Raw genomic sequence first — 26,248 nt, 5'->3', positions numbered from 1 at the left:
CGACAATAGGCTAATATTGCGGCCTACGAGCCTTTTTATATTATCTGGAATTTTCTCTGTGACTTCATTTGCTGAACTTAACGCGCTTCCTGCCAAACAGCTTGTTAATCTTAACGAGCTGGGCTATCTGACCATGACCCCAGTACAGGCCGAAGCGTTACCGGCAATTCTCGCAGGGAAAGACGTCCGCGCGCAGGCGAAAACCGGCAGTGGGAAAACCGCCGCTTTCGGGCTGGGGCTGTTACAGCATATTGAGGCCGGGCAGTTCAACACTCAGGCGCTGGTGCTCTGCCCAACTCGTGAACTAGCCGAGCAGGTGGCAAACGAGCTGCGCCGTCTGGCTCGCTATGTGCCAAACATCAAGGTGCTGACCCTTTGCGGCGGCGTTCCGTTTAATGCCCAGCGCGACTCGCTGAGCCACGCTCCACACGTTATTGTCGCCACGCCAGGCCGTCTGTTGGATCACCTGCAAAAGGCGACTGTCAGTCTGGATGCTCTGCGAACTCTAGTTCTGGACGAAGCCGATCGCATGCTTGATATGGGCTTTGCCGATGATATTGATGAGGTGATTTCCCACGCTCCGGTAAATCGCCAGACGCTGCTGTTTTCTGCGACTTGGCCGGAGGCCATTGCCGCGATTAGCCACCGTATTCAGCGCGCTCCTTTGACGATTGAAATTGATGCCGTGGACGAGCTTCCTGCTGTTGAACAACAGTTTTATGAGGTTTCCCGCAGCGGCAAGATCGATCTGTTACAGAAGCTGCTAAGTCGCGAACAGCCCGCTTCCTGTGTGGTGTTTTGCAATACCAAGAAAGACTGCCAGACCGTATGCGATGCCCTGAACGACTGCGGGCAGAGCGCACTGGCGCTGCACGGTGATATGGAACAGCGCGATCGCGATCAGGCGCTGGTGCGCTTTGCCAACGGCAGCAGTCGGGTGCTGGTCGCGACTGACGTTGCCGCACGCGGGCTGGATATCAAAGCGCTGGAAATGGTGATTAACTACGAGCTGTCGTGGGATCCTGAAGTGCACGTTCACCGCATTGGCCGTACCGCCCGCGCCGGTGAAAGCGGGCTGGCTATTAGCCTCTGTGCGCCGGAAGAGGCTCCGCGCGCCAACGTGCTGGAAGAGGCACTTAATCTAAAGCTTACATGGCTGACGCCGCCGTCCGGTTTGCGTATTACTCCACTGGAAGCCGAGATGGCAACCTTGTGTATCGACGGTGGAAAGAAAGCCAAAATGCGTCCGGGGGATATTCTGGGCGCCTTAACCGGTGACTTGGGGCTAGAAGGGGCAGACATCGGTAAGATTGCCATTCACCCCATGCACGCGTATGTCGCGGTAAAACAGTCGGTCGCACGCCACGCGTGGAAGCAGTTACAGCAGGGAAAAATTAAAGGCAAAGGGGTAAAAGTCAGACTGCTGAAGTAGATATTGACGTAGCAAACGGAGGGGCTGTGTTCTTCAGGTATATCCCTCCGATTCTTTATTGATGTGTACTCATTGAGTGAGTTTTATATATAGCCTATTGTCGATAACGTGTGGATTTTATTTATTATTTTTTAAGGCTAGCAATAGGCTTCGTGTTTTTCCCTAGAGTAAATATATTTTAATTGAAAAGACTTTTGGCACGCCATACAGCGATAGCGTTGTGCTTTGGTTTTGCTGTATCCATAGCGGATAACGCCTTGATGGCTTTCACAGAGAGGACATTTAGGTAACGGAACTTTATAGCTAGACATAAGTGGTCTCAGAAGCATGTTGCCGCTTTATTATAATGGTCTATTTATCGTTAGTATTTTTGGATTATAGTTAACTCAGTAGACTTAATAAAATTGTTTTTACAGATCGAAAATTCATTATTAATAGATTTTAACTATTGTAATATTTTTATTGATCGTTAAATATAATTGAATTTTATCTTTGTTGTTACAAAATGCCAATGAAAACATGATATTGTTTTTTTATGTTGATCGGTTAATCTATGAATGTTGTTGGTGTTTTTTTGAGGCGGCCTGGCGCTTTTAGGTGATGAATTTACTCAATAGAAGATCGTTTAATAACTGTTTCTTCCAATGTTAATAGATCTCTGTTCTTGTCTCTTTCCTTTGGTTTTAAATACTGCATTTAAGTTTTTTTTCGCTATTTATACCGTAACTATACCTATTTTGTTTTCATTTAATAAGTGGTTTTTAATGGGTTTTTATAAAAACCTCCCTCTTTAAATAGATAGGTAAGGGATTTTTTTATTATTTTTTCTGAAAATAATAATGATTGATATTCTATTAAGTAATTAAGATAAATATATCAGTTAAGATAAAAGCTTTTTCAAGCAAAATGAATGAAAAGGCTGTGCGGTCGTGATTTTGACAGAGCAAGGCCGTACAGTATTCATATAAGCAGTAAAAAATAGTTGGGTTTTGTTGATAGGCTTGTCGGCTAAAGCTGTCTCATTGGCTAGCGAGTTCGCTGTAGTGTGGTATTTGGCTACAGCGAAAACGATCCTATCACATTAAGAGCGTAACAGAAGAGCGCACTCAGCCGGCTTGGGCTGGCGTGGACAATCGCTTCGTGAAGGCGCTTTCTCGCCGAGAGGGGGTGTGTTTAGGCTGCGCGCCTTTCTGCCTATAATGTAAAGATAATATTAATAAGTTGCTTATCCAGTGTTACTGAGTAAGATTGAGCGACTATGATGAAAAGGTATCATTTCTTAACGACTTATGGCTAAACGGCAGCGTATCGCAAAGTGGTTTTTAATATTGGCCTGTCTGGCTGTGCTTACCTGTACGGCGCAGCGCATGGCCAGTCTGCATATGCTGAGTCAATATATCGAGACAGAAACGACCGCTGTTGTGCAGGGCAGTGATTATGGTGAAAGCCAAGCGCAAAACTCGCCCTGTGAGCTCAGCGCTAAGTCACTGCTGGCAGTGAGCGGTATCGCAGCTGAACATCTGTTTTTTGCGCTGCTGCTGTTTGTTGCCTTACTGTTTGAGCCCCCTCGCCAGCTTCGTCTATTTATCCCGCCTCCGCGCGCCGTTTCTTTACCTCGTTTGCGGGTTCATCTCAGGCTGTGTACGTTCCAAGAATAAGAGCTCACTGTCGTCATTGATGATGTAGAGACTTCATTTTTGGAGAACTTATATGTACCTATTTATCAGGGCGTTGGCGTTCAGCCTGTGCCTAGGGCTGCCCGCATCGTGGGCTGCCGACAGCGGCTGGTTAACCAGTACGCAAAATGACCATGCTCAAGTCCAGCTCAGCGCTGAATCTGCTGAAAGCGGTACCGTGCGCCTGCTGTTGGACGTACGACTGGCAAAAGGGTGGAAGACCTACTGGCGATCTCCCGGAGAAGGTGGAATTGCTCCGGCCATTCAGTGGCAAACCCCTGTCGAATATTTGAACTGGGGATGGCCGACGCCTCAGCGCTTTGACGTTGCCAGTATTTCAACTCAGGGTTATCAGGGCGATACTGTCTTTCCTCTTACGTTACGGCTGCCTAAGAACGAGTCGCATCTGAGTGGAACGTTGACACTCTCCACCTGTAGCAACGTTTGCGTACTTACTGATTTTCCTTTCGATATCGATCTCACTGAACCTGCACCTCAGAATTTCGATCACGCCTTTAGCCGCGCTATGGGCTCTCTGCCGCTGGAAGAGGGTGTGTTTAGTGAACTACAGGCTGGCTATCTCGGCGGTGAACTGCGCCTGAGTGCCCTTCGTGCCGAAGGGTGGCAGAAGCCGGAAATCTTTTTTGATGTGCCTGAAGGCGCGAATTTTTCTAAACCTCAAATACGGGTTGATGGTACACGCCTGCTGGCCACGGTACAGGTGACTGATGGATGGGAGGGAAGCGCTCCTGATATGAATGGGCAGCTCCTCAGTCTAGTGATTAGCGATGGTGATCTGTCGCAGCAGGCTGCCGTCAGTGTAAGTCATGCAATACCAAACTCTACTTCATCGTTAGGTCTGGGTAGTGCATTGCTGTTCGCCTTGATGGGTGGATTTATTTTGAACCTGATGCCCTGCGTTCTGCCGGTATTGGCGATGAAGCTGGGTTCAGTACTCCAGATGGAAAACCGTGCGTGCGCTGTAGTGAGGCGACAATTTCTGGTATCTGCCAGCGGTATCCTCGTTTCATTTTGGGCTCTGGCTGGATTAATGACCACTCTGCGCCTAAGCCAGCAAGCTGTAGGGTGGGGGATTCAGTTCCAGAGCCCGTGGTTTATCGGCTTAATGGCACTGGTGACGGCAGTCTTTAGCGCCAACCTGTTTGGCTTTTTCTCTATCCATTTAGGCAGTCGAGCAACCACGCAATTGGCCACGGCTGGAGGACAGGGAAACAGTAGTCATTTTTGGCAAGGTGCATTTGCTACACTGCTGGCAACGCCCTGTTCTGCACCGTTTCTTGGCACGGCGCTGGCATTTGCCCTAGCGGCTCCGTTAACCGACTTATGGTTGGTCTTTAGCGCACTAGGGATTGGAATGAGTCTTCCCTGGCTGCTGATAGCCGCATTTCCAGCCATTGCCCGTTTGCTTCCTAAGCCTGGGAGATGGATGAACCGCCTGCGCACTGTATTAGGCGTGATGATGCTAGCCTCCTGCCTGTGGCTGCTTAGTCTGTTGCTTGTGCATATCGGTACAGTAGCCGTGGTGGGATTAGCCGTAGCCCTGTTATTGGTTATGTTGACATTGACCGGTGCACATTATGGACGTAGAGCGATGTTAACGTGGAGTGCTGTACTGCTATTGACTGTCGGTGTGGCTTTAACTGCTGGAGCGTTAACGGCTAACGGCTGGCGTTCTCCCATGACCGATAGAGTGGCGTGGCAGCCGCTGAGCGAACAGGCGATTGTACAGGCGCTGCGTGAAAATAAGCGCCTGTTTATCGATGTGACAGCAGACTGGTGTGTGACCTGTAAAGCCAATAAGTACAACGTGCTGCTGCACGATGACGTACAGCAGGCTCTCAGTCAGCCAGACGTTGTGGCGCTGCGCGGAGACTGGACAAAGCCTTCCACTGAAATCAACGAGTTTTTGCAAAAGCGCGGTGCAGTTGCCGTGCCGTTTAACCAAATCTATGGCCCTGGATTACCCAGCGGAGAAGTACTGTCCCCACTGCTGGACCGCCAAACCCTATTGAATACGCTTTCTCACGCGAAGGAATAACAGAATGAACTTTTCACTCTCAACCTTTTTGAAAATCAGCCTTATGGCTTTGGCCTCAATGAGCTTTATTGTCACGGCGGCGCCATTGACACAGGAACAGCAAAATCAGGTGCGTGACCTTATTCGCGAAACGTTAGTCAATAACCCACAGATTTTGGAGGATGCGGTCACCGCCTGGCAGCAGCAAAGCGCTGAACGAGCCAGTGCCCAGCTCAGCACAGCGATAAAACAGCACAGTCAGGCGCTGTTTAGTGACGCAGCTAGCCCGAGAATAGGCGCTAAAAACCCTAAGCTGACGCTGGTACTGTTTACCGACTATAACTGTCCGTACTGCAAGCAGTTTGATCCTCTTGTGGAAAAAATCGTTAACAAATATCCAGACGTTGCTGTAGTCATTAAGCTCCTGCCGTTTAAAGGTGAAACGTCACACATTGCCTCTGAGTACGCGCTGACCTTATGGAAGCAGAACCCTTCACGCTTTGGTGCGCTGCATCAGCGCCTGATGTCAAAAAAGGGATATCACAGCGAAAGCAGTATTGCCAACGCGCTAAAGTCAACAGACAACGATGCATTGAGGATCGATGAAAAAGCGGCTGATGAATTGCGCAGCAGTCTGACTCTGGCGGAGGCGCTTGGCGTACAGGGAACCCCCGCGACCCTGATTGGTGAAAAGCTGATCCCCGGAGCGATTGGCTATGAAGATTTGGAGCAGCTGGTTGAAGCCAAACTCTCACGGAAGTCGTCATAATGCGCTGGAAGAAATGGGCCAAGGAGCTGGCCGTTTTTATGATGGTACTGGCGGCATTGATCTGGGGAATGGATCAGTGGCGTAGGCCAGAGCCTCCGGCGATAGCAACGCTTCCAGAGATGACACTGACTAGCGGTCAAACCGTATCGTTTGTCGCCCTCAGTGCTGAAAAGCCGCTGCTGGTCTACTTTTGGGCAACCTGGTGCGGCATCTGTAAGCTAACCTCTCCGACGGTTGACGAGTTGAGCAGGGAAGGGGTTAACGTGCTGAGCATTGCTATTCGTTCCGGTGACGATCGGCGCCTTATACAGGGTATGAGCGCGAAAGCGCTCACTTTTCCCGTAGTTAACGATGAACAGGGGAGACTTTCTGCTGAATGGGGCATCGGCGTGACGCCAACTTTTGTGATTATAGATAAGGGAAAGGTGGTTTCAAGCACCACTGGGTGGACTAGCTACTGGGGAATAAAGGCGAGAATGTGGTGGGGCAATCAGTAGTGGAGCCATAAAGTAAAACTCCACGCCGTACTGATAACGGCGTGGAGTATAAAAGGGAAAGCAGGAGAGAAAAGAATAATGTCTTCACGCTTCGATTTAATATGTCCACGCTGCAATTGAACAGCAGTGAGGGCAGATTATGATAGGCGTCTATCGCTTTTCCCCGATCAAACGTCATCGTTTTTTATTATTAGCTGTATTAGCTCATTACCACATCAGGTCGTCAGGCACTTTAAAGTCAGCATACGGATCGTCTTCATCCTGCTCTTCTTGGCTCAGTGCGCTATGTAACACAATGCTGTTCGCATCTCGCTGCGCAATTTTATTGGCTACGCTGGCGGGAATAATCGCGTATTCGCTTTCACCACTGCTATCAGTACTCAAGCGAGCAATGGCGAGACGACCATTGATAAGCTGAGCCTGAGTCAACTGATCCACCGCAATTTTTTTAATTAAATTGCCATCTGTGAAGTTAAAGCCGATATCGCCTTTTGAAATAGCGATTCTGTTCATTTCAATGAGCTGTTTTACCTGAGCCTTATACTCTTTAGTTAGCGCCACCTGCTTTTGCTGCTCGCTTAGCTGCCTGTCGCGTTCGATCTGTGCTTTTTTATTTTCCTCTACGGCTTCTCTTGCCTCACGAGCCTGAACGCGTGATTTTTTAGCCGTTCTTTGGACTTTGGCCATTTTTTTGCTGGTTACTAGTCCCGCTTTTAGCATCTGCTCTTGTAAGGTGAGTTTTGTCATTTTTGTTTCTAAGCTCATTGAATAAGTTGTGGGATTATACTCACTCCGGTATTCATTTTCGACCGCGCTGTGGTGGTGCCAGATACGCTAAATTTTATGCTTTTGTTTATACAGTACGTATGAGTGACGTGTCGTTGTTAACACCATAGATAATGTAATGACCAAAATAGCGATGAATAAGAACGTTGGGCTAAAAAATAAGAAAGCCATCAATGCTGAGATCAGGATGAGTATTCCGGCAATGACCATGACATAGCCACCAAAGCGATGGGTTTTTCGCCATATCTCTTCATCGGTCATGGTCCACTTTACTCTGAACCCAACAACAGAATTGATTTTCAATAATCCCATCGAGTTTCCCATGACAATAAATAGACCGCCTAAAAAAACACCTATATATAGCAGTAAATTTTGCTGACCAAATTCAGTGGCAATAACATAGGGTAGCCAGCAAATGGTTAAAGCAACAACCAGAAGAATTGACATCATTCCCTGTAACGCTTCAGGTGCTTTATTGTGTGTTTTGCGCAGGTAAATCTGTACCAAAAGCGTCGCAATAGAGGCGAGGCATGAGCCCAATAGAACAAACCACTTTGAGCTGTATTGATCTACGGCGCCGTTCATATCAAGGTGTATTGGAACCCTGTCTGGCAGCGTCGTGACAAGGAAGACGACAATGAGTGAAGATAACAGAATCAGTACTGTTAACAGGTTAATTTTTTTCATGCTTACCTTCCTTATAGAACTCCGCTATAAACCCAAGTACATCTTGAAATACCGTTGTGTTAATTGAATATTCAATCTGTTGTCCTTTCTTTTCCGAAGAAACCAGCTTTGCCTGCTTTAACACATCTAAGTGATGGCTAATTGACGGCTTTGATATTGTAAAATGTGTAGCAATATCACCTGCATTCAAATTGTCATCTTTAAGCAGCTGCAAAATTTTGCGTCGAACGGGATCGGACAGGGCGTTCCATACGTCTTTCATAAGACCCTCGTGGTGTTTTTATATTTAGATAATTATCTAAATATAAAAACACCATAAAACAAAGAATAGGCTATTTCAAGGGCTAGTCAGTAGGGTGATGGAAAAAATCCTATATCTCAATAGAACGCGCTGTTACTGCAAAATACTGGCATAGAGCTGGCGATCGATATTGGCTCCGCTCAGAATGACGGCCACTTTTTTGTCTTTCTGTAACGCGCGTTCTTTTATTAATGCTGCCAGACCTGCTGCTCCAGCGCCTTCAGCCATGCTGTGAGTGTCTTCATGGTAAATGCGAATAGCGTGACAGATCTCATCATCCGTGACTCTCACAATGCGTTCTGCACCGGCTTTAATCATGGCAAATGATTCAGCCAGCGGCATACGACAGGCAAGGCCATCGGCAATGGTATTGGCGCTTTCCGTCGTAATAATCTTCCCCTGTTCAAAACTTTGGGCAAAGGCGTCAGCATGGCTAGAGACGACGCCAACGATTTTTGTTTTTATTCCAAGCAGATCCCGGGTTTTTATTAAGCCACAGATGCCAGAACCCATTCCGATTGGTACGTAAACGGTGTCTAGCTCTGCTACAGCGTCAAAAAGCTCCAGTGCGTAGGTTGCAACCCCGAGGATAATATCTTTGTGGAAAGCGGGAACAAAGTAGAGGCCTTTTTGTTTGGCTATTTCAGCGGCTTTAACTCGGGCCTCATCAAAATCAGCGCCGTGTTCGATGATTTGGCCACCTAGAGCCTGCATGGCGGCATTTTTTTCAGGTGAGTTACCCTTTGGCACAACAATGTAACAAGGCAACCCGGCTTTTGTTGCCGCTAACGCCTGACTTTGCCCATGGTTCCCTCGTGTTGCAGTAATGATGCCGTTAAGGTTGGGCTGCTGTTTTAATAGACGGTCAATAAAGGTAATTCCACCCCTTATTTTAAAAGCGCCGGTTGGCGTATGGTTTTCATGTTTAACCCATACCTCGCAGTGTAAACGTTTACCCAGTAACGGCCAGGGGTACTGTGGTGTAGCCTGCATAATGCGGTGAACTTTATTGGCAGCGGTGCGTAACTCGTCTAGATCGAACATGGCCGACCTCCCATAGCTGTTATTCATTGATTCAGAGAGTAGCAATCGATATTGTATGGGTAAATTATTATATTGTATGGCAGGCAATAATGTGGATCCCAATATTAAAAGAGACGAATCAGCCCAAATATATTCTGTTGGTTGAAGCTATTGCCGAGGCGATTGAAAAAGGTGAACTCAAAGTGGGGGAGCGTTTGCCGCCACAGCGACAGCTGGCCTGGAGGCTGGGACTAAATCCGAGTACGACGATGCTAGCCTATAAGGAGGCTGCTCGCCGTCATCTGGTTAGCGGTGAAGTGGGGCGTGGAACCTATGTGCTGCAAGGGAGCAAAGAGGCATCACTATTCTTGATAAAGAATCCACAGCCGTTAAAAGAGCACATCGATCTTTCAACTAATCTTCCCGCTATCGATCGGGATAATCAGGATATGGCTTCAACACTAATAGCGTTAACGACGTCTGACGGATGGCACGGCGTGCAGAATTATTTAACGCCGGATGCCATTCAGTTAGGAAAAATACGGGCTACCGAATGGCTTAAACTACGTAAAGTTAGCTATTTACCTGAAAATATTAAGCTATGCGCAGGAGCCCAGCAGGGACTGCTAACGGTATTGCTTTCTCTTTGTCAGGCGGGAGACCCTATTCTGGTTGAAGAGTTAACTGCTCCAGGGATTAAATCAGCAGCGCGTCAGCTGCATTTACCGCTGCACGGAATTATGCTGGATGAGCAGGGCATCATTCCGGACGAGTTTGATCGAATGATTAGAACTACGGGTGCTAGGGTCGTTGTTTTAACGCCGTCACTGCAAAACCCGACAGGGGCGATTATGGGGCCTCGGCGGTGTAGCGAGATTGCTGATATTATCAATAAATATCAAATTATTATGATTGAAGATGATGTATATGGCGGATTGATTGAACAGCCACCGCTGAGCGTCTTAGTGCCGGATCGTAGCGTTTTTATCAGCAGTTTTTCTAAAACAGTGGCGGCGGGGCTACGGCTAGGATATATCGCGGCCTCCGTCCCCATATTAAGCAGGATAGATCCGGATGCTCAGCTAACACATTGGGCAGTATCTTCACTAAGTCTAGCGATAGCGAATCAGTGGATTGAGGATGGAACGGCTGAGAAAAGGCTAAACTGGCAGAGCAAAGAAGTGGCACAGCGGTGGCGTTTGGCTCGTAAGCTTGTGGGGAAATACATGCTGGATATTGATTGTGCAAGCCCACACGTGTGGCTTACGGCTCCTTTCGAGAAGCCTGAACTGGTCGCTCTATGTTCTCAGGCGGGGATTAACGCTGTGCCAGCAGACGTTTTCGCTGTGAGAACGGCTCCGCTAAATGCCATTCGAATCAGTTTAACGGCGGCTAAAAGTCAGGTTGAATTAAAGGTTGCTTTGGAAGCCATAGCCAAATTATTAAGCGCTCACTAAACGCCGCTATGACTTAGGGTTAGAATGCATCAATCCCTGCAGTGATAACAATTGAGAATATCGATACTCCTCTTTATTATGCCTCTTACTCAGGTTTAAACCCCGCGAGCCAATCGCATGTGGGGAATACGAAATAACGGATAACAAATATTATGATGAATAACGCCGTGCTGCGCAGCGTACGCTATATGCTGGGGCTAAGCGACGCTCAGATGGTCGAAATTATTAAACTGGGGGGATGTGAAGTCACCCGCGGTGACATGGCTTTCTGGCTGAAAAAAGAGGATGAGCCGGAGTTTAAGCCCTGTATCGATCGAGTGATGGCGCATTTTTTAAACGGACTGATCTTCTTCCGTCGTGGCAAAAACGATGATTTACCACCGCCGCCGCTGGAAAAGAAGGTGACTAACAATGTGATGTTGAAAAAGCTGAGAGTCGCTTTTGCCCTGAGGGAAGATGACATGTTGGCAATCTATCAAAGCGTGGATTTTCGCATTTCCAAACCGGAGATAACGGCAATTTTCCGCAAGCCAGATCATAAAAATTACCGAGAGTGCGGCGATCAGCTGCTGCGTAATTTTCTCAAGGGTTTAACACAGCGAATAAAGGGCAAGCCGAAAGCAGTGCGTCAGGATTAATTTTGCGGGTCTGCTTAAGTAAGAAAATTATGGCACCGTTAAAAAGTATCCTCCGGCTATGTCGGAGGATATTTTTTAATATCTATATAGCAATTTATTACAATCCTTTAGTGGGATCGTAGTCAAAAGCCAGCAGAGAATTGAGGCCGTCTTTCAACTGGGGGATAATAGTGCCGGCCAGCGCAACGTGAACGGGATGGTGAAGATAGATGTCACGATCTGCGGCGTTGTCGAACTCCATTTCAAAACCGTAATCAAACCCCTGATTAGCACCCTCGTTACTGTCATACTTGCCATACTTATAGGATTTGATCTGCGGAATGGGTTCGCGTAGTTCGCCTAACCGATCGAAAACGAGCTGGATATCTTGCTTGGTTAAAGACTCTTTAAACTGCAAAAAAACAATATGCTTCATCATAGTCTTGCTTTCCTTGAAGTAAAAACCGCCGTTTTGGCACTCGTGTAGCAAACGATAGTAAGCTCTATATTTCGCACAATCAATATGTTATCCGCAAGGCATCGTGAGATGCCCTGAAATCAGTAAAACTATTTAGACGTTGAATCGTGATTTTCTATTTATTATATTGATATTTAACATTTTTATTATTTAAATATATTTTCATACTCACGCCTATACTCACTTTGGTTGATGCTGTTAACTGGGGTTAGTTATCACAGCTCCAACCAACTCTTGTTCATCCGAATAGGTAGTAATATTTCTTTTATTTATCAATGCATTGATTAATGTTTTACCCAGGAGCGTACCAAGGGTGATGTAAGTGGGGAGCCATTTCTATGCAGTATGATGGTGAGTGCTCTATCTGTTTGATTATGTGCGATGAGTTAGTTGTTCCTGCCCTCTAAAGTTGCCGTGTTTACCGGTTGTCGTTTCCGGTGAACGCGCAGGGCATCGAGCACCAGTGAGAATGCGGGAGAGACTTGCTTGCGGCTGGGGTAATACAAATAGTATCCAGGAAAGGGCTGACACCATGGTTCAAGCACACGGATTAGGCGGCCTTCTTTCATATGAGTACCAAATTCTTCCTCAGGTAGAAAAGCGATACCCAAACCCGCCAGCGCAGCATAAACAATGTGTTCTGAAGTGTTAAACGTTACCTGCCCGCTAACGCGCACGTTTAAATCGCCACCATTCTGATCAAAATCCCAGACGTACAGCCCGCCGGATTTGACCATGCGCTGATTAATACAGCAGTGCTGCGTCAGTTCATGCGGCGTTTGCGGAATGGGATGATGCGAGAAATAATCTGGCGAAGCCACGGCTGCCATACGTAATTCTGGGCCAATTGGTATGGCTATCATGTCTTTATCAATGGTGTCCCCCAGGCGAACACCGGCGTCAAAACGGTCCGCAACAATATCGCGAAAACCGTGGTTGGCGTCGAACTCAATATGGATATCCGGATGCTCGTGCAGAAGCGGCGTCAGTTTGGGTAACAGCGTGGTACGTAAAACGTCCGGCCCACAGGTGATCCGCACCGTACCTGCGGGTTTATCACGCAACTCCGTGAGCATATCCAGCTCGGCTTCAATCTCATCAATGCGGTTGCCGATGCCCTGTAACAAGCGTTCTCCGGCAGCGGTTGGCGACACACTGCGGGTGGTTCGCATGAGGAGACGAATTTGCATACGTTCTTCCAGTGCAGAAATTGCCTGGCTAAGCGCGGGCTGCGTCACGCCAAGATGAGCCGCCGCGCGAGTAAAACTTCCTTCACGAGCAACGGTGACAAAATAGAAAAGATCGTTCAGATTGCGTTTCATCCGGCAGGAATCCCCAATTAATAAGTCAGACTTATAAGCCCATTAAGTATTCATTAGCTAGTCAGCCTACACTTCTCATGTAAAACTTTCAGCAAGAGATAATCGTGAACAACGCGTTTTATTCATGCACTTTTTGTCGTTATTCCCGTGAATAGCGCTTGGCCATGGCTTGCCTGAATTTAGCCGGGCCAAAATTCAGAGGTAGTAGATAATGTCCACACTGACCTGCGAAACAGCACGTGATAAGGATCGCGCCTACTGGAGCGGCGTATTGGCGATGACGCTATGCATCTTTGTGCTTATCGCATCGGAATTTATGCCGGTGAGCCTGCTGACACCCATTGCAGCCGATCTGGGGGTGAGTGAAGGGCTGGCCGGGCAGGGGATTGCCATTTCTGGGGCGTTGGCGGTGCTAACTAGCCTGTCTCTTTCCACTCTGGCTGGAAATCTGAATCGTAAATATCTGCTGCTGAGCATGACGGCGTTAATGGCTATATCGGCAATGATTGTCGCTCTGTCTTCCAACTACATGATCTATATGGCGGGCCGAGCCCTGATTGGTATTGCGATTGGCGGGTTCTGGTCGATGTCTGCCGCCACTGCCCTTCGGCTGGTGCCGCAGCATCTGGTGCCTCGTGCATTGGCCATCTTCAATGGCGGAAACGCCCTTGCTACCGTCGTGGCGGCACCGCTTGGCAGCTATCTCGGTGCGGTGATTGGCTGGCGCGGAGCCTTCTTGTGCCTGGTCCCGGTGGCGATAGCGGCCTTCATCTGGCAGTGTTTCAGCCTGCCCATGATGATGGCTGATAAAAGCCCACGAGCTCGCGGCTCGTTTTTTCACCTTCTCTCCAGCCCGCTTGTCGTGATTGGTCTGCTGGCCTGTGGGCTGTTCTTTATGGGGCAGTTCTCGTTATTCACTTACGTACGCCCGTTCCTTGAAACCGTCACACAGGTGGAGATCGACACGTTAACGCTCATTTTGCTGACCATCGGCGTAGCGGGCTTTATCGGGACGTTGGTGATTAGCGTTTTTTTGAAAGCGGGCTTTTATCCTACGCTGACTGTTATCCCTTTGCTGATGGCCGCCATTGCCGGGACGTTGATACTGTTGGGTCACAACGTCTGGGCTGTGGCACTGCTGCTGGGGTTCTGGGGATTGATGGCAACCGCTGCGCCAACCGGATGGTGGACATGGGTGGCACGCACGCTGCCAGATGACGCCGAGACAGGCGGCGGCTTAATGGTCGCGGTGATACAGCTATCCATCGCGCTGGGCTCCACGCTCGGCGGTCTCGCATTCGACCACACCGGCTGGCAGAGCACTTTTATCCTGAGCGGAGGGCTCCTGATTGCCGCAGCAGGACTGGCATTTCTGACATCGCGTAAACATATCACGCACACGAGAGGATGAACTTCATGAAGAATATGACTCTGGCGCTGGGGCTGTTAATCAGCTCATTCGCCGCCACCGCGGCGGACATGTCAAAAGGCGCGGACAACTTTTATAAAAGCGATAAGGTTACATGGCAAAAGGTGACGTTTAAAAATCAGTATCAGATGAACGTCGCGGGCAATCTGTTCATCCCGAACACGCTGAATCGGAATGCTAAAAATCCGGCCGTTATTGTCGGACACCCGATGGGGGCGGTAAAAGAACAAAGCTCTAATCTGTATGCACAAAAACTGGCAGAACAGGGCTTTGTGACTCTGGCGATTGACCTCTCTTTTTGGGGGGAAAGTGAAGGCAAGCCGGGACATCTGATTTCACCAGAAATTTATTCTGACGACTTCAGTGCCGCGGTCGATTATCTCAGCACGCAGCCCTATATTGATCCCCAGAATATCGGCGTGCTGGGGATCTGCGGCAGCGGCAGCTTTGTGATCAACGCGGCTAAAATTGACCCACGAATGAAAGCGATCGCCACCGTCAGCATGTATGACATGGGCTCTGCTTTCCGAAATGGTCTGAACCATTCCCAGACGCCAGAGCAGCGCAAAGCCTTTATTAAATCGGCCATTGAACAGCGGTTTGCAGAATTTAAAGGCGCAGATAAGGCCTATATTCCGGGAACCGTTAATCAGCTAGATGAATCAACACCGGCCATTCAGCGAGAGTTTTTTGATTTCTATCGCACTGCTCGAGGCGGCTACACTCCGCAGGGCGAGAAAGAAGAGCTAACAACCAAACCCATGTTGAGCAGCATCGGCAAATTTATGAATTTCTATCCGTTCAATGATATTGAGACGATTTCACCGAGCCCAATGCTGTTTATTACTGGCGACCAGGCGCATTCGAAAGAATTTAGCGAAGATGCTTACAGGCGTGCAGGTCAACCGAAGGAGCTGTATGTTGTTCCTGGTGCAGGCCATGTCGATCTGTACGATCGTACTGACCTAATTCCTTTTGAGAAGCTGACATCATTCTTCAAAGCCGGCCTGAAATAATGATAAAAGCCACACCCGTAAAGGTGTGGCACATTTTTGGGAGGGAGTCAGATTGAAAAAACGGCTATTTCTATCATTTTGCCTGATCGCAAATGGCGTGTTTCCAGTTCATGCTAATAACTTGCCCCAGCCAGGCAAGGAGAACCCGATAAAAATCAAGATGACCATCCATCAGCAGAGTTATGACGTTGAGCTTGAGGATAATCCGACAACAAAGGCACTTATTAAACGGCTCCCACTGACTCTGACCATGCAGGAGCTTAACGGAAATGAGAAATTTGCTGACTTATCCAGTACGTTACCCATTAGTCCGATCGGCCCTGGAACCATTCACGAGGGGGAGCTCATGCTATACGGTCGCCAAACCCTGGTGCTTTTTTACCAGACATTTCAGACATCCTACAGCTATACGTCAATCGGTAGGATAATTGCGTCTGATACGCTGCAAAATACCGTTGGGCACAGTAACATCTCAGTAAATTTCTCGATGGTGGAATAGCTTAAACCGGTAGAATATTTCACCATTCGCGAAAAATCATTTTGACGCTTTTAAATACGGTAGAGTTTAAAGACTTATTTTCACCGCTGATGGCGGTATATCAGGTCAAACAGTGTCTAGATGACCATATCCGCGACTTGCTCTTAGCCGACTGTTAGATAATGAAAAAACCCATGCAATTGCATGGGTTTTATGGGTTTTTATGATTGCAGCGAGATTTAATGAAACCTCATGAGGCAATAAAAACTAATTACACGTTGAACAAGAAGTTCATCACATCGCCGTCTTTGACAATGTAGTCTTTACCTTCAGAGCGCATTTTGCCCGCTTCTTTAGCGCCTTGTTCACCCTTATAGGTGATGAAGTCGTCAAAGGCGATGGTTTGGGCGCGGATAAAGCCTTTCTCAAAGTCGGTGTGGATTTTCCCGGCCGCCTGAGGTGCGGTTGCGCCGACAGGGATAGTCCAGGCGCGCACTTCTTTTACACCGGCGGTGAAATAGGTTTGCAGGTTAAGCAGGCTGTAACCGGCGCGGATCACGCGGTTCAGGCCCGGCTCGGTCAGGCCCATTTCTGCCATAAACTCATCGCGTTCGTCATCTTCCAGCTCAGCAATGTCGGATTCGACAGCGGCACAAACGGCGACCACGACGGAGCCTTCTTTTTCTGCAATGGCTTTTACCTGATCCAGATAGGGGTTGTTCTCAAAGCCGTCTTCGTTGACGTTAGCGATGTACATAGTCGGCTTCAGGGTTAAAAAGCTCAGGTAGCGAATGGCGGACTTTTCTTCGTCAGAAAGGTCTAGCGCGCGCAGCATACCCGCGTTTTCCAAGTGGGGCAGGCACTTTTCCAGCGCGGCCAGTTCGGCCTTGGCGTCTTTATCTCCACCTTTGGCTTTCTTCTGTACGCGATGAATCGCGCGCTCACAGGCTTCCAGATCCGACAGTGCCAGCTCAGTGTTGATGACGTCGATATCTTCTATCGGGTTTACCTTGCCGGAAACGTGAATAATATTGTCGTTTTCAAAGCAGCGAACAACGTGGCCAATGGCTTCGGTTTCGCGAATGTTGGTGAGAAACTGATTGCCAAGACCTTCCCCTTTAGAAGCGCCTTTTACCAGCCCAGCAATATCGACGAACTCCATAGTTGTAGGCAGAACGCGCTGCGGCTTGACGATTTCAGCCAGTTTGTCGAGGCGGGGATCTGGCATGGGAACAACGCCGGTATTCGGTTCGATAGTGCAGAACGGAAAGTTAGCCGCTTCAATACCCGCTTTGGTTAATGCGTTAAACAGGGTGGATTTACCCACGTTAGGCAGCCCGACGATGCCACATTTGAATCCCATAGTTTATATCACCTTAAATCTTTTAATATCAATTGGTTATTAATTTTATGAGCGAGAGTTCGCCTAAAACGATGCGCTATTATACACGTTATGCCGCGTTAATCTCCATGACGACTCTGTTGAGGGGGGTTTTGGCTTTTCCCTCAGTGAATTTTTGGGTAGGCTGAAACGATTTCATTGATAAAGCGATCGTCCCTAAGGAGAAGAACAATGGTGGAAAAAAGCCTACGCCGCGTCCTGTTAACTAACGACGATGGTATTGACGCGCCGGGAATGGCGCTGCTTGAACGGGCAGCGAGTCTGATTGCCGAGGAAGTGTGGATTGTTGCCCCTGCGCTGGATAAAAGCGGTGTGTCAAACGCCATTAGCCTGAGGGAGCCGCTGCGCGCTGTTTCTCGCGGTGAACGTCGCTATGGCGTTTACGGCACGCCGGCTGACTGTGTAGCGCTAGCGATAAATCAAATCATGAAAGACGCTCCCCCCGATTTGGTGCTGTCTGGGGTGAATGCTGGGTCAAACCTTGGTTTTGAAACGCTGCTGTCGGGCACGGTTGGCGCTGCGATGACGGGAATGCTAATGGGTGTCCCTTCCATTGCCTTAAGCCAGAACGATAGCGCGGACGGTACTGTGAACTGGTCGTGTACCGAGCGCTATTTACTCGAGACGCTGCAAAAGCTAGTGAAGCTTAGCTGGGACTCCGAAGTTTGTCTGAGTGTGAATTTTCCAACCGTTGCGCCTGAAGAGGTTAAAGGCTTAAAAGTCACGACTCAGGGAAGGGGGAACGTTGAAAAACTCAGCGCGACAAAGACCCTCGATCCTCATGGAGAGGCCTATTACTGGATACGTATTCAAGAGGGTGAGCCGGAGACGCGTGAAGACGGTGAAATTGTTGCTGTTGAAAAGGGATACATTACGCTTACTCCACTGACTTATGAACGAACCGCGTGGCAGGAGTTTGTCCGGCTGTCTGAGGTCGTCAGCTAACTGCAATGAGCCACTTTGCTGGTTAATAAATAGACTAACTATTTATTGGGAGAATTATTTTTGTAGATAGCGTGTAGAAAATGCTTTATAACGGCGCGTCAGTACGGGCAGATTTTGCCCGTTTTTGCTTTCAGAGCGCGGGATTGCAAAAAAGCGAACGGTTCCTGATTTAATAGGACACTTTTTTCACTGTTCGCGGTCTACTTAGAGGCTCTTTAAGAAAACTTTAGGAGCGCTTATTCGCTTTGACGCCTAGCCGTAAGGTATATGCACATTCGCGGTAATGTTTTTCTTCTCCCAGGCAGCCTGCATGGAATATATAAGATCGATAACGCAGCAGAAGCTGAGTTTTTTGTTGGCCCTTTACATTGGGCTGTTTATGAACGGTGCGGTACTTTACCGTCGATTCATTGGTTACTCTTACGACTTTACCGTGTGGAAAGGGGCGGCAGCCATAGTCGAGCTGTCAGCTACAGTACTGGCGACATTTTTCCTGCTGAGAGTGCTGTCTCTGCTGGGCAATTGCGTCTGGCGTCTGCTGACTTCTTTTATTGTGCTGTGTTCCGCCGGAGCCAGCTACTATATGACATTTTTGAACGTGGTGATCGGCTACGGCATTATTGCATCAGTCATGACCACGGATATCGATCTGTCGAAAGAGGTTGTTGGGTGGCAGTTTGTCGCCTGGGTTATTCTAATTAGTGCACTTCCGCTAGGGGCGATTTGGATTAACCGTGGTCGAGATACCCTTTTATGGCAGCTGAAAACGCGCGGCCTGCGGGTGAAGAGCCTGCTTATTGTTTTACTGTCTGGCCTGCTGGTCTGGGGACCGATTCGCCTGTTAGACCTTCAACAAAAGAAAGTGGAGCGTACCACTGGTGTAGACTTACCCAGCTACGGTGGTGTTGTCTCCAATTCTTATTTACCTTCCAACTGGCTGTCAGCGCTGGGCCTGTTTGCCTGGACGCAGTTTGATGAGTCTTCCGACAGTCGTTCTCTATTGAATCCGGCAACGGAATTTACCTATCGAGCGCCAAGCGATCTGGATGACGCCTATGTGGTGTTTATTATCGGAGAGACGACCCGTTGGGATCACATGGGCATTTTAGGCTACGAACGCAACACGACGCCGAAGCTGGCGCAAGAAAAGAATCTTATCGCCTTTCGCGGCGAGGCCTGCGATACGGCGACCAAGCTGTCTCTACGGTGTATGTTTGTCAGAGAGGGCGGTGCGGATGAAAATCCTCAGCGAACGCTAAAAGAGCAAAATATATTTGCAGTGCTTAAACAGCTTGGCTTTAGTTCATCGCTGTACGCTATGCAGAGCGAACTGTGGTTTTACAGTAACACCATGGCGGACAACATTGCCTATCGCGAGCAGATTGGGGCTGAACCTCGCAACCGCGGCAAGCACGTAGACGATATGGTTCTGGTGGAAGAAATGAGTCGATCTCTGCGGGAGAACCCACAGGGGAAACACTTGATTGTTCTTCACACTAAGGGCTCACACTATAACTATACTCAGCGCTACCCGCGCAGTTTTGCCCAGTGGCAGCCAGAGTGCATAGGAAAAGACAGCCCGTGCGATAAAGAGTCGTTGATTAACTCTTATGACAACTCGGTAAGCTATGTCGATCACTTCATCAGCAGCGTGTTTGATTTGCTGCGAGACAAGAAAGCGATTGTGTTTTACGCCGCCGACCACGGTGAGTCGATTAATGATTTGGAGCATCTGCACGGCACTCCGCGCAATATGGCGCCGTCGGAGCAGTTTAGGGTTCCTCTGCTGGTGTGGATGTCAGATAGCTATCTGGAGTCGCCAGAGAAAGCAAAAATGTTTGAAAGCCTGAAGGCGCAGGCAGATAAAGATCTCACCCGTCGTCATGTAGAGCTATATGACAGTATTATGGGCTGCCTTGGCTATACGTCTCCAGATGGTGGAATTAACGAGAAAAATAACTGGTGCAGCCTGTCAGGAAATTCGACAAAAGACTGACCAGCATCGAGTGACTCAGCACGACTGAGCGTAGTCAGAGAAAAAGCGGCATAAATGAATGCCGCTTTTTCTTTATCAGCCTTCCTGTTCTAGTCTTTTTCACTATTGTTAATATGACAAAAAGCAATATAAGATAGGCTATATCTATTTAAACGATAGATAAATATTTTAGTTGGGTAAAAACAGATTGGGTTTCTTCAAGAAATAGCCGAATCATGCTGATTTATAAAGAAAATTATTTATTTCATTATTTTTTAAAATGGTTTTAATGGGGTAATATTCATTTTCTTATTATTTGCATTTTTTCTATGGGGATATATATTTTACACCCCATTAAGTAATTGATTAAAATTTCATATCATTTTGTTTTTAAAGAAATTTTCCATTATAAAACAAAAAATACAACTCTTTAAATTGTGATTTTATAATAATTTTTTATTTCATTGAAATATGAAAACAACATATTTATTATATGCGTCATCCCTATAGAGACTTTAATGGACGTTACTCAATCTAAGCTGGAAGCTCTCATCAAAGCGCGCATGGATATGAAGTTAAACAGGTATCGTTATCATTTAAGTTGATATAGGAATTTATCTTTTTAAAAAGGACTTATATATGAAGCTTAATAAGCTAGTGTTGGCATTGCCTGCACTGTTTTCAGCCTCTTTTGCAGCTTACGGCTCAGATGCCCCTGTTCCCCCAAAACCGTTTCCTTCCGAAGTTGCTACGCCGGATATAAATAACATCCTCAGCACAGCGACTGACGGCTGGCCGACGGCAAAGGGAAAGTGGGATGCTAAATATCAGTCAATTATTACTGGTAATCAGTATATCAATGGTGAAACGTTTACCAGAACCTGGTTCCCTGAACAGTTTCTCTATGTTGAAAATAATTCCTATAGTCTGAACAACAAAGTAGATTCTTTACAGCTGACGTTTAGAAGCGGGAGCGTTGCAATTGGCAACGAGGTGAAAGGCGGCATTGTTAGTCCAACCGATCCGAACAAAATTTACAGTGGCTTCCTCTCTATGATGGAAGACTCTATTGCCTATGACACAGTGGTTGGAAATCTCGGCAGCATCAGTCTGGGTAACGACGCCAAAGCCTATAATACAGTGGTTAACACCGGTGGCAGAATGGTTGTTGGCACCCGGGGTTACGCACAGGCTAACCTGATTGACGGCGGCTATCTGGAACAGTCGGTAACCAGCACATCCAATACCAAAGATACTTTAGTCATCAACGGCGGTAAGCACGTCATTTACGGCGGGACGGCCACCAATACCCATATTGGCAGCGGCAGCCACCAGATGACCAGCGGTTTGGCTATTGATACTGTGCTGTATGACGGCGCTATCCAGCAGGTTTACTCTGGTGCAGGTAAAGACTGGACGGCAGATAAAAATACCACCGTACTCAGTGGCGCAACTCAGCTCGTCACTCGCGGTGTTTCCGAAGGTGCTCAGGTTTACGGTATTCAGGTCATCAGCGGCGTTGACGGCTCGTGGGAGAACGGCGTGTGGACCTCTGACGCTAACATGCGCGTTGATGGCCAAACGGTGAAAGGTGCGACGGTGTATGCCGGTGGTGTACAGCGTCTTCAAACCGGCGAAGCGATCGGAACTCAGGTGTATGGTCTACAAATCGTCAGCGGTGAAAAAGGCGGCTGGGCTAACGGTGAATGGACCGGGCAGGGCGTTTGGGTTGGTGAGAACGTGCTTGGTCAAACGCAGATTGCTACCGACTCTGTTATTCATCAGGGCGGCGTACAGCGCGTCGAATTCTATGCAGATGCGGATAAAACGCTGGTTGATGGCGGCAAGCAGCAGGTTAACGAGCTTGGCCACATTTCGAACACCACGATTCAAAACGGCGGTGAGTCGACGATCGCCTACGGTGCATACTCTACCGGTACGCTGGACGTCAACGACGGTTCTCTGACAATGGAAGGCGGTGACCTTCACTCGTGGACGGGAGATCTGGGTGGTAAAGGCGCTTATGCTACACAAGTCAACCTGACTAGCCCCACGGCGTTCATGTACGTTCAGCACAATGGAAATACGGCTGAATCTGAAGCTACGGTTGAAACGCTGACTAACAACGGCACCGTGGTCTTCGGGCGTAAGGACGGAGGAGACGCTGGTGTATACAGTCGTCTGGAGGTTCAGGATCTGAAAGGTTCAGGTACTTTCGTGATGAACACCAACATCAACGGCGGACTGGGCGACTTCCTGAATGTCAGCAACAGTATCGACGGTGCGTTTAACGTCAAGGTCATGGATTCCGGCAGCGAGTTAAGAAGCCGCGCTGGGGTTAATCCTCATCACCTGATTTTCGCCAACGGCAGCGACAGCAGCAACTTTACGCTGGTGAACGGCAGTGTCGATCTGGGTGCCTATAAGTACTACCTAGTACAGGGCACTGGCACAGACAGCGATAACTGGTATTTGTCTCCGAAGGCTGCGGATCCAAATCCAAACCCGAATCCAGATCCCGATCCGAACCCAAATCCAGGGCCTAACCCAAATCCGAAGCCTGAAATCTCCGAAGGCGGTAAAAACGCCATTGCGATGGCTAACGTGACGCCGACTATTTGGGACGGTGAACTCTCTACTCTGAGAACGCGTCTGGGCGATCTGCGAGATAACCAAAGCGCACAGGATGGCGCATGGGGTAAATACATTACTAACCGCTATCGCATTTCTACCGACAACGTTGGCTATAAGCAGGACATGAACGGTGTCATGCTGGGTGGTGACCACGCGATTGCGCTGGACAACGCTCGCCTGCTGATCGGCGGCATGTTCTCATATACCCACTCTGAACTGGATGCGAGCAGCAGTGACGGTAAAGTAGATAGCTATGCGCTGGGTCTGTATACCACTTGGATGCACGACAGCGGCTTCTATCTGGACGGCGTGCTGAAGGCTAACCACTTCAGAACGGAAAACAGCGCCAGATTTAACGACGGTAAAACGACGGCGAAGGACAACAGCAACGGCATCGGCTTCTCACTTGAAGCGGGCAAGCACATTAAAGTGGACAGCTACTTTATTGAGCCTTACGTGCTGGGCTCCGTGTTCCGCGGTGAAAAAACCGGATATCGCTTCAGCAGCGGCATGAAGGTGAAGGCCGACTCGGCGGAGTCTATGAAGGGTGAAGTCGGTACGACCTTTGGCAAGTCATTCCTGCTGGAAAATGGTGCGCTGATTAAGCCTTATGTGCGACTGGCTGTAAGTCATGAGTTCAAGAAGGATAACGACGTAACTATCAACAGCACCGAGCGTTTCTCTAACGATATGTCCGGTACTGTAGGTAAATACGGCGTAGGCTTTACGGCTCAGTTGGACAGCAAGTGGTCAACTTACGCGGAATTTAACTATGCTGAGGGTAGCCACGTAGAAATGCCTTACGGCGGCCATCTTGGCGTTCGCTATAGCTTCTAAGCGGATTAGCTGCTTGCACAACACATCGTGCAAGCAGTAATACATAAAAAACGGCTTCCTTATCATCGGGAGCCGTTTTTTTATGGGCGATCGGCAGGTCTATTCTGTTACTGCACTCTCCGCACTCTCCGCACTCTCTACGCTGATCCACGGCCAGCGTTCTGACAGGTGCTGATAGATAGAGGCATCCAAAAGCCTTCTGACGTCGTTCGCTAAAGAGGGAACAATGTCTTCAAACTCTCCAGTTCGACAAAAGATAGCAATCTCACGGGTAAGCCCTGGGGCAGGAATAGGGCAGCAGTTGAGGGACGGCATCAGGCTCAGGTCATTGGCTAAAAACATTGGAGCGGTTAGCGCCAGCCGTGGCCTGCGGCGACGAGATAGAGCACGTGATCGGAGCGCGTTAGCTCAAACTGAATGGTAGGGCGCAGCTGGTGCTGTTCAAGCCAGCGCTGGGTGAGTTTGCCGGTTGGCATTCCCTGAGCATAGGCAATCATGCTGTGATCTTGGCAAAGCTGTTCTATGGTCTGCATAGGCCACTGACTGGGCATGACTGAGAAAAAGCGTTCAGTGAGCAGCGGGTAGCTTGTTATGCCGTCGGGGATCTCATCATAGGTTAACGCCACAGCCAGATCCAATGAGCCGTTTTGCAGGGCGGACAGTAGCTCAGGGGGCGTTCCCGTGATCTGAGTTACCCGTTCTACTCTAGGCTGTAGGCATTTTAGTAGCTGAATTCCGACTGTCGCGACCACTGAATCAACCAGTCCGATCTTAAGCGTAGCTAGTCTTTTGCTGTCTGAACGGCGTAGCCAACTGAGCATTTGTTGGCACTGAGAGAGGATCTTTATGCTGAACTTATAGCACTCAGCGCCCGCTGGCGTCGACTTTACCGGCCGCGTGCTTCTGTCTATAAGCTTTTGCCCTAGCGCCTGTTCGAGGTTCAGAATCAGTTGGGATACCGCCGACTGGGTCTGGTTTAGTCTGTTAGCCGCTGCGCTAAAAGACCCGGTTTCGACAACGGTCACGAAGGCGCGAAGCTGGTGCAGATCGAAATTCATTTTTTCCACGATAGGCGCTACCGTTAGAAATGATAAGTCACCTTATTATATCGGTGATTTAATAAGCGTTGGCGATCTGCTTCGCATTTCTACAGATAATGTTGAAAAATGTCGCGTTATTTGAATTTTGAAAGCGGCGTAAAGCGTGTTATTGCATCAAATGAAATAAATAAACTGGCTTTTTATAGACGAAATAGAGATGGATAGTGGAAGCAAAAATGCAGAGGATGTCTGCTGAAATAAAAAAGACCCGCTATAGAGCGAGTCTTAAAATATGGCGGTGAGAGAGGGATTCGAACCCTCGATACGTTGCCGTATACACACTTTCCAGGCGTGCTCCTTCAGCCACTCGGACATCTCACCGTATTTTGCTGTTGCCTTTATAACAAAGGCCAACGGGGCGCTACTATAGGGAGAAGACCTGATTCGGTCAAGCATAAATTCGCGTTCTTTATCCGTTTGCTCAAGCTATCAGCAACTTCAAGATAAAAGCGCGCGGGAAAGTAATTATCCGGAATGCGAATAACTCAAGGTATACTGTTGTTCAGCTGCGTCAGGAAAGGGCTAAACCCTAGCGGAGAAGGGGGAAGTGCTGTAACTATCCTGAGGCATCGTGTTTTGGTATTAAAAAAGGAAGTCAGCTATGTATCCGGTCGATCTACACGCTCATACTGTTGCCAGTACCCACGCTTACAGCACGGTCAGTGACTATTTTGCCATAGCCAAACAAAAAGGCATTACGCTGTTTGCTATCACCGATCACGGGCCGGGAATGGTGGATGCGCCGCACCGTTGGCACTTTATGAATATGGCAGTGATCCCCCGCGTGATTGACGGTGTTGGCCTGCTGTACGGTATTGAGGCTAACATTAAAAATATTCAGGGCGAAACGGACTGCGATGAGCAAATAGCCAAAGGACTGGACTTAGTGATTGCAGGCTTTCACGAGCCGGTGCTTGCTCCAATGAGCAAAGCGGAAAACACACAGGCGATGATCGCGACTATCGCCAGCGGTAAAGTTCAGATGATAAGCCATCCGGGCAATCCCAAGTACCCAATTGACGTTCAGGCGGTTGCTGAAGCTGCCGCTAAACATCGCGTTGCGCTAGAAATCAATAATTCCTCTTTTTTGCATTCTCGCGCAGGCAGTGAGAAAAACTGTGTTGAGGTTGCCAGAGCGGTTCGCGATGCGGGCGGTTGGGTGGCACTTGGTTCGGATTCTCATTTCGCTCATTCGCTGGGCGGCTTTGAAAAGGCAATGGAAGCATTACAACAGGTCGATTTCCCTGAAGCACGCATTCTCAACGTGACGCCTCGCCGGGTTCTCGACTTTCTTGAGTCTCACGGAAAGCCGCACATTGCGGAATTCGCCAATCTTTAACGCGCAAACG

General features: G+C 48.5%; 24 protein-coding genes and 1 tRNA gene. 14 read left to right on the top strand and 11 right to left on the bottom strand.

The features are described from left to right. Positions 1-58 precede the first annotated feature (58 nt). Positions 59-1,432 (top strand): ATP-dependent RNA helicase DbpA, encoded by a 1,374-nt coding sequence (gene dbpA, locus DQM29_RS10120; protein ID WP_111740581.1) that lies wholly within the window; start codon positions 59-61, stop codon positions 1,430-1,432. Between the two features lie 137 nt (positions 1,433-1,569). Here dbpA and DQM29_RS18735 read toward each other — a convergent pair whose 3' ends face one another. Next, positions 1,570-1,743 carry an IS1 family transposase gene (locus DQM29_RS18735; protein WP_170126519.1) on the bottom strand — a complete coding sequence of 58 codons (174 nt, stop codon included), beginning with the start codon at positions 1,741-1,743 and terminating at the stop codon, positions 1,570-1,572. A 978-nt stretch (positions 1,744-2,721) separates the two neighbouring features. Between DQM29_RS18735 and DQM29_RS10110 the strand changes: the two genes are divergently transcribed. From DQM29_RS10110 to DQM29_RS10095, 4 genes are read left to right on the top strand one after another with little or no spacing between them, the layout of a single operon-like run. Then, a complete protein-coding gene (locus DQM29_RS10110) occupies positions 2,722-3,090 on the top strand; it encodes a copper resistance protein (RefSeq protein WP_111740579.1) in 369 nt (122 codons plus the stop codon). Positions 3,091-3,142: 52 nt separating this feature from the next. Further along, positions 3,143-5,167 carry a protein-disulfide reductase DsbD family protein gene (locus DQM29_RS10105; protein ID WP_111740578.1) on the top strand — a complete coding sequence of 675 codons (2,025 nt, stop codon included), beginning with the start codon at positions 3,143-3,145 and terminating at the stop codon, positions 5,165-5,167. Between the two features lie 4 nt (positions 5,168-5,171). Continuing rightward, positions 5,172-5,915: a DsbA family protein gene (locus tag DQM29_RS10100; protein WP_111740577.1), complete on the top strand. Its 744-nt coding sequence runs from the start codon at positions 5,172-5,174 to the stop codon at positions 5,913-5,915. Then, positions 5,912-6,412: a protein disulfide oxidoreductase gene (locus DQM29_RS10095; protein ID WP_172622643.1), complete on the top strand. Its 501-nt coding sequence runs from the start codon at positions 5,912-5,914 to the stop codon at positions 6,410-6,412. The genes DQM29_RS10100 and DQM29_RS10095 overlap by 4 nt, the downstream gene beginning before the upstream one ends. Before the next feature lie 207 nt (positions 6,413-6,619). On the opposite strand, the gene DQM29_RS10090 is transcribed toward DQM29_RS10095, so the two are convergent. From DQM29_RS10090 to DQM29_RS10075, 4 genes are all read right to left on the bottom strand, one after another. Next, on the bottom strand, positions 6,620-7,159 hold the full coding sequence (locus DQM29_RS10090) for a DUF2058 domain-containing protein (protein ID WP_111742062.1): 540 nt from the start codon (positions 7,157-7,159) through the stop codon (positions 6,620-6,622). Between the two features lie 87 nt (positions 7,160-7,246). After that, positions 7,247-7,885, bottom strand: coding sequence for an SdpI family protein (locus DQM29_RS10085; RefSeq protein WP_111740575.1), 639 nt, complete (start codon positions 7,883-7,885; stop codon positions 7,247-7,249). After that, positions 7,872-8,147 carry an autorepressor SdpR family transcription factor gene (locus tag DQM29_RS10080; protein ID WP_111740574.1) on the bottom strand — a complete coding sequence of 92 codons (276 nt, stop codon included), beginning with the start codon at positions 8,145-8,147 and terminating at the stop codon, positions 7,872-7,874. Before DQM29_RS10080 ends, DQM29_RS10085 begins: the two co-directional genes overlap by 14 nt. Positions 8,148-8,279: 132 nt before the next feature. Beyond that, the gene (locus tag DQM29_RS10075; RefSeq protein ID WP_111740573.1) at positions 8,280-9,230 is read right to left on the bottom strand and encodes a threonine dehydratase; all 951 of its coding nucleotides are present in this window, start codon (positions 9,228-9,230) and stop codon (positions 8,280-8,282) included. Positions 9,231-9,319: 89 nt separating this feature from the next. Between DQM29_RS10075 and DQM29_RS10070 the strand changes: the two genes are divergently transcribed. Both DQM29_RS10070 and DQM29_RS10065 read left to right on the top strand, forming a co-directional pair. Then, a complete protein-coding gene (locus DQM29_RS10070) occupies positions 9,320-10,666 on the top strand; it encodes an aminotransferase-like domain-containing protein (protein WP_111740572.1) in 1,347 nt (448 codons plus the stop codon). A gap of 152 nt (positions 10,667-10,818) precedes the next feature. Further along, positions 10,819-11,304: a YehS family protein gene (locus DQM29_RS10065; protein WP_111740571.1), complete on the top strand. Its 486-nt coding sequence runs from the start codon at positions 10,819-10,821 to the stop codon at positions 11,302-11,304. Between the two features lie 97 nt (positions 11,305-11,401). Here the strand turns inward: DQM29_RS10065 and DQM29_RS10060 are convergent, their stop codons facing one another. Together DQM29_RS10060 and DQM29_RS10055 are read right to left on the bottom strand one after the other, a co-directional pair. Next, on the bottom strand, positions 11,402-11,722 hold the full coding sequence (locus DQM29_RS10060; protein WP_111740570.1) for a Dabb family protein: 321 nt from the start codon (positions 11,720-11,722) through the stop codon (positions 11,402-11,404). 425 nt (positions 11,723-12,147) lie between these two features. Next, a complete protein-coding gene (locus DQM29_RS10055) occupies positions 12,148-13,083 on the bottom strand; it encodes a LysR family transcriptional regulator (RefSeq protein WP_111740569.1) in 936 nt (311 codons plus the stop codon). 211 nt (positions 13,084-13,294) lie between these two features. Between DQM29_RS10055 and DQM29_RS10050 the strand changes: the two genes are divergently transcribed. Genes DQM29_RS10050 through DQM29_RS10040 form a run of 3 tightly spaced genes read left to right on the top strand, consistent with a single transcriptional unit; the run spans position 13,295 to position 16,027 of the window. Beyond that, positions 13,295-14,494, top strand: a complete 1,200-nt coding sequence (locus tag DQM29_RS10050) for an MFS transporter (RefSeq protein ID WP_111740568.1) — start codon at positions 13,295-13,297, stop codon at positions 14,492-14,494. A 5-nt stretch (positions 14,495-14,499) separates the two neighbouring features. After that, positions 14,500-15,528, top strand: coding sequence for an alpha/beta hydrolase (locus tag DQM29_RS10045; protein ID WP_111740567.1), 1,029 nt, complete (start codon positions 14,500-14,502; stop codon positions 15,526-15,528). A gap of 52 nt (positions 15,529-15,580) precedes the next feature. Further along, complete coding sequence (locus tag DQM29_RS10040; RefSeq protein WP_232054895.1) at positions 15,581-16,027, top strand: cyclophilin-like fold protein; 447 nt, start codon at positions 15,581-15,583, stop codon at positions 16,025-16,027. A 250-nt stretch (positions 16,028-16,277) separates the two neighbouring features. Here the strand turns inward: DQM29_RS10040 and ychF are convergent, their stop codons facing one another. Continuing rightward, positions 16,278-17,369 (bottom strand): redox-regulated ATPase YchF, encoded by a 1,092-nt coding sequence (ychF, locus tag DQM29_RS10035; protein ID WP_111740566.1) that lies wholly within the window; start codon positions 17,367-17,369, stop codon positions 16,278-16,280. 210 nt (positions 17,370-17,579) lie between these two features. Between ychF and surE the strand changes: the two genes are divergently transcribed. The 3 genes from surE to DQM29_RS10020 all read left to right on the top strand — a co-directional run bounded on the left by surE (position 17,580) and on the right by DQM29_RS10020 (position 23,799). After that, complete coding sequence (surE, locus tag DQM29_RS10030) at positions 17,580-18,353, top strand: 5'/3'-nucleotidase SurE (protein ID WP_111740565.1); 774 nt, start codon at positions 17,580-17,582, stop codon at positions 18,351-18,353. Between the two features lie 310 nt (positions 18,354-18,663). After that, the gene (eptB, locus tag DQM29_RS10025; RefSeq protein WP_111740564.1) at positions 18,664-20,349 is read left to right on the top strand and encodes a kdo(2)-lipid A phosphoethanolamine 7''-transferase; all 1,686 of its coding nucleotides are present in this window, start codon (positions 18,664-18,666) and stop codon (positions 20,347-20,349) included. A gap of 618 nt (positions 20,350-20,967) precedes the next feature. Continuing rightward, the gene (locus DQM29_RS10020; protein ID WP_111740563.1) at positions 20,968-23,799 is read left to right on the top strand and encodes an autotransporter outer membrane beta-barrel domain-containing protein; all 2,832 of its coding nucleotides are present in this window, start codon (positions 20,968-20,970) and stop codon (positions 23,797-23,799) included. A 99-nt stretch (positions 23,800-23,898) separates the two neighbouring features. On the opposite strand, the gene DQM29_RS18110 is transcribed toward DQM29_RS10020, so the two are convergent. From DQM29_RS18110 to DQM29_RS10010, 3 genes are all read right to left on the bottom strand, one after another. Further along, on the bottom strand, positions 23,899-24,141 hold the full coding sequence (locus tag DQM29_RS18110; protein WP_145960357.1) for a hypothetical protein: 243 nt from the start codon (positions 24,139-24,141) through the stop codon (positions 23,899-23,901). 8 nt (positions 24,142-24,149) lie between these two features. Then, positions 24,150-24,857, bottom strand: coding sequence for a LysR family transcriptional regulator (locus DQM29_RS10015; RefSeq protein WP_232054956.1), 708 nt, complete (start codon positions 24,855-24,857; stop codon positions 24,150-24,152). A 275-nt stretch (positions 24,858-25,132) separates the two neighbouring features. Beyond that, a tRNA-Ser gene (locus tag DQM29_RS10010) sits at positions 25,133-25,220 on the bottom strand. A gap of 280 nt (positions 25,221-25,500) precedes the next feature. On the opposite strand from DQM29_RS10010, the gene DQM29_RS10005 reads away from it, so the two are divergent. Further along, on the top strand, positions 25,501-26,238 hold the full coding sequence (locus DQM29_RS10005) for a phosphatase (RefSeq protein ID WP_111740561.1): 738 nt from the start codon (positions 25,501-25,503) through the stop codon (positions 26,236-26,238). The last annotated feature ends 10 nt before the right edge of the window (positions 26,239-26,248 follow it).

This window comes from Leminorella richardii, assembly GCF_900478135.1.
Classification (GTDB): domain Bacteria; phylum Pseudomonadota; class Gammaproteobacteria; order Enterobacterales; family Enterobacteriaceae; genus Leminorella; species Leminorella richardii.
Note: the sequence above shows the minus strand (reverse complement) of the source record. Positions and strands in the feature narration are given on the sequence as shown.

What these genes read in the sequence shown, in the direction of transcription:
- DQM29_RS18110 (WP_145960357.1), bottom strand. Translation starts at nt 24,141, where the DNA reads ATGTTTTTAGCCAATGACCTGAGCCTGATGCCGTCCCTCAACTGCTGC.
- DQM29_RS10110 (WP_111740579.1), top strand. Translation starts at nt 2,722, where the DNA reads ATGGCTAAACGGCAGCGTATCGCAAAGTGGTTTTTAATATTGGCCTGT.
- DQM29_RS10065 (WP_111740571.1), top strand. Translation starts at nt 10,819, where the DNA reads ATGATGAATAACGCCGTGCTGCGCAGCGTACGCTATATGCTGGGGCTA.
- DQM29_RS10015 (WP_232054956.1), bottom strand. Translation starts at nt 24,857, where the DNA reads ATGAATTTCGATCTGCACCAGCTTCGCGCCTTCGTGACCGTTGTCGAA.
- DQM29_RS10075 (WP_111740573.1), bottom strand. Translation starts at nt 9,230, where the DNA reads ATGTTCGATCTAGACGAGTTACGCACCGCTGCCAATAAAGTTCACCGC.
- DQM29_RS10005 (WP_111740561.1), top strand. Translation starts at nt 25,501, where the DNA reads ATGTATCCGGTCGATCTACACGCTCATACTGTTGCCAGTACCCACGCT.
- surE (WP_111740565.1), top strand. Translation starts at nt 17,580, where the DNA reads ATGGTGGAAAAAAGCCTACGCCGCGTCCTGTTAACTAACGACGATGGT.
- DQM29_RS10050 (WP_111740568.1), top strand. Translation starts at nt 13,295, where the DNA reads ATGTCCACACTGACCTGCGAAACAGCACGTGATAAGGATCGCGCCTAC.
- eptB (WP_111740564.1), top strand. Translation starts at nt 18,664, where the DNA reads ATGGAATATATAAGATCGATAACGCAGCAGAAGCTGAGTTTTTTGTTG.
- DQM29_RS10105 (WP_111740578.1), top strand. Translation starts at nt 3,143, where the DNA reads ATGTACCTATTTATCAGGGCGTTGGCGTTCAGCCTGTGCCTAGGGCTG.
- DQM29_RS10055 (WP_111740569.1), bottom strand. Translation starts at nt 13,083, where the DNA reads ATGAAACGCAATCTGAACGATCTTTTCTATTTTGTCACCGTTGCTCGT.
- DQM29_RS10070 (WP_111740572.1), top strand. Translation starts at nt 9,320, where the DNA reads ATGTGGATCCCAATATTAAAAGAGACGAATCAGCCCAAATATATTCTG.
- DQM29_RS10100 (WP_111740577.1), top strand. Translation starts at nt 5,172, where the DNA reads ATGAACTTTTCACTCTCAACCTTTTTGAAAATCAGCCTTATGGCTTTG.
- DQM29_RS10090 (WP_111742062.1), bottom strand. Translation starts at nt 7,159, where the DNA reads ATGACAAAACTCACCTTACAAGAGCAGATGCTAAAAGCGGGACTAGTA.
- DQM29_RS10045 (WP_111740567.1), top strand. Translation starts at nt 14,500, where the DNA reads ATGAAGAATATGACTCTGGCGCTGGGGCTGTTAATCAGCTCATTCGCC.
- DQM29_RS10060 (WP_111740570.1), bottom strand. Translation starts at nt 11,722, where the DNA reads ATGATGAAGCATATTGTTTTTTTGCAGTTTAAAGAGTCTTTAACCAAG.
- ychF (WP_111740566.1), bottom strand. Translation starts at nt 17,369, where the DNA reads ATGGGATTCAAATGTGGCATCGTCGGGCTGCCTAACGTGGGTAAATCC.
- DQM29_RS10020 (WP_111740563.1), top strand. Translation starts at nt 20,968, where the DNA reads ATGAAGCTTAATAAGCTAGTGTTGGCATTGCCTGCACTGTTTTCAGCC.
- DQM29_RS18735 (WP_170126519.1), bottom strand. Translation starts at nt 1,743, where the DNA reads ATGTCTAGCTATAAAGTTCCGTTACCTAAATGTCCTCTCTGTGAAAGC.
- DQM29_RS10080 (WP_111740574.1), bottom strand. Translation starts at nt 8,147, where the DNA reads ATGAAAGACGTATGGAACGCCCTGTCCGATCCCGTTCGACGCAAAATT.
- DQM29_RS10085 (WP_111740575.1), bottom strand. Translation starts at nt 7,885, where the DNA reads ATGAAAAAAATTAACCTGTTAACAGTACTGATTCTGTTATCTTCACTC.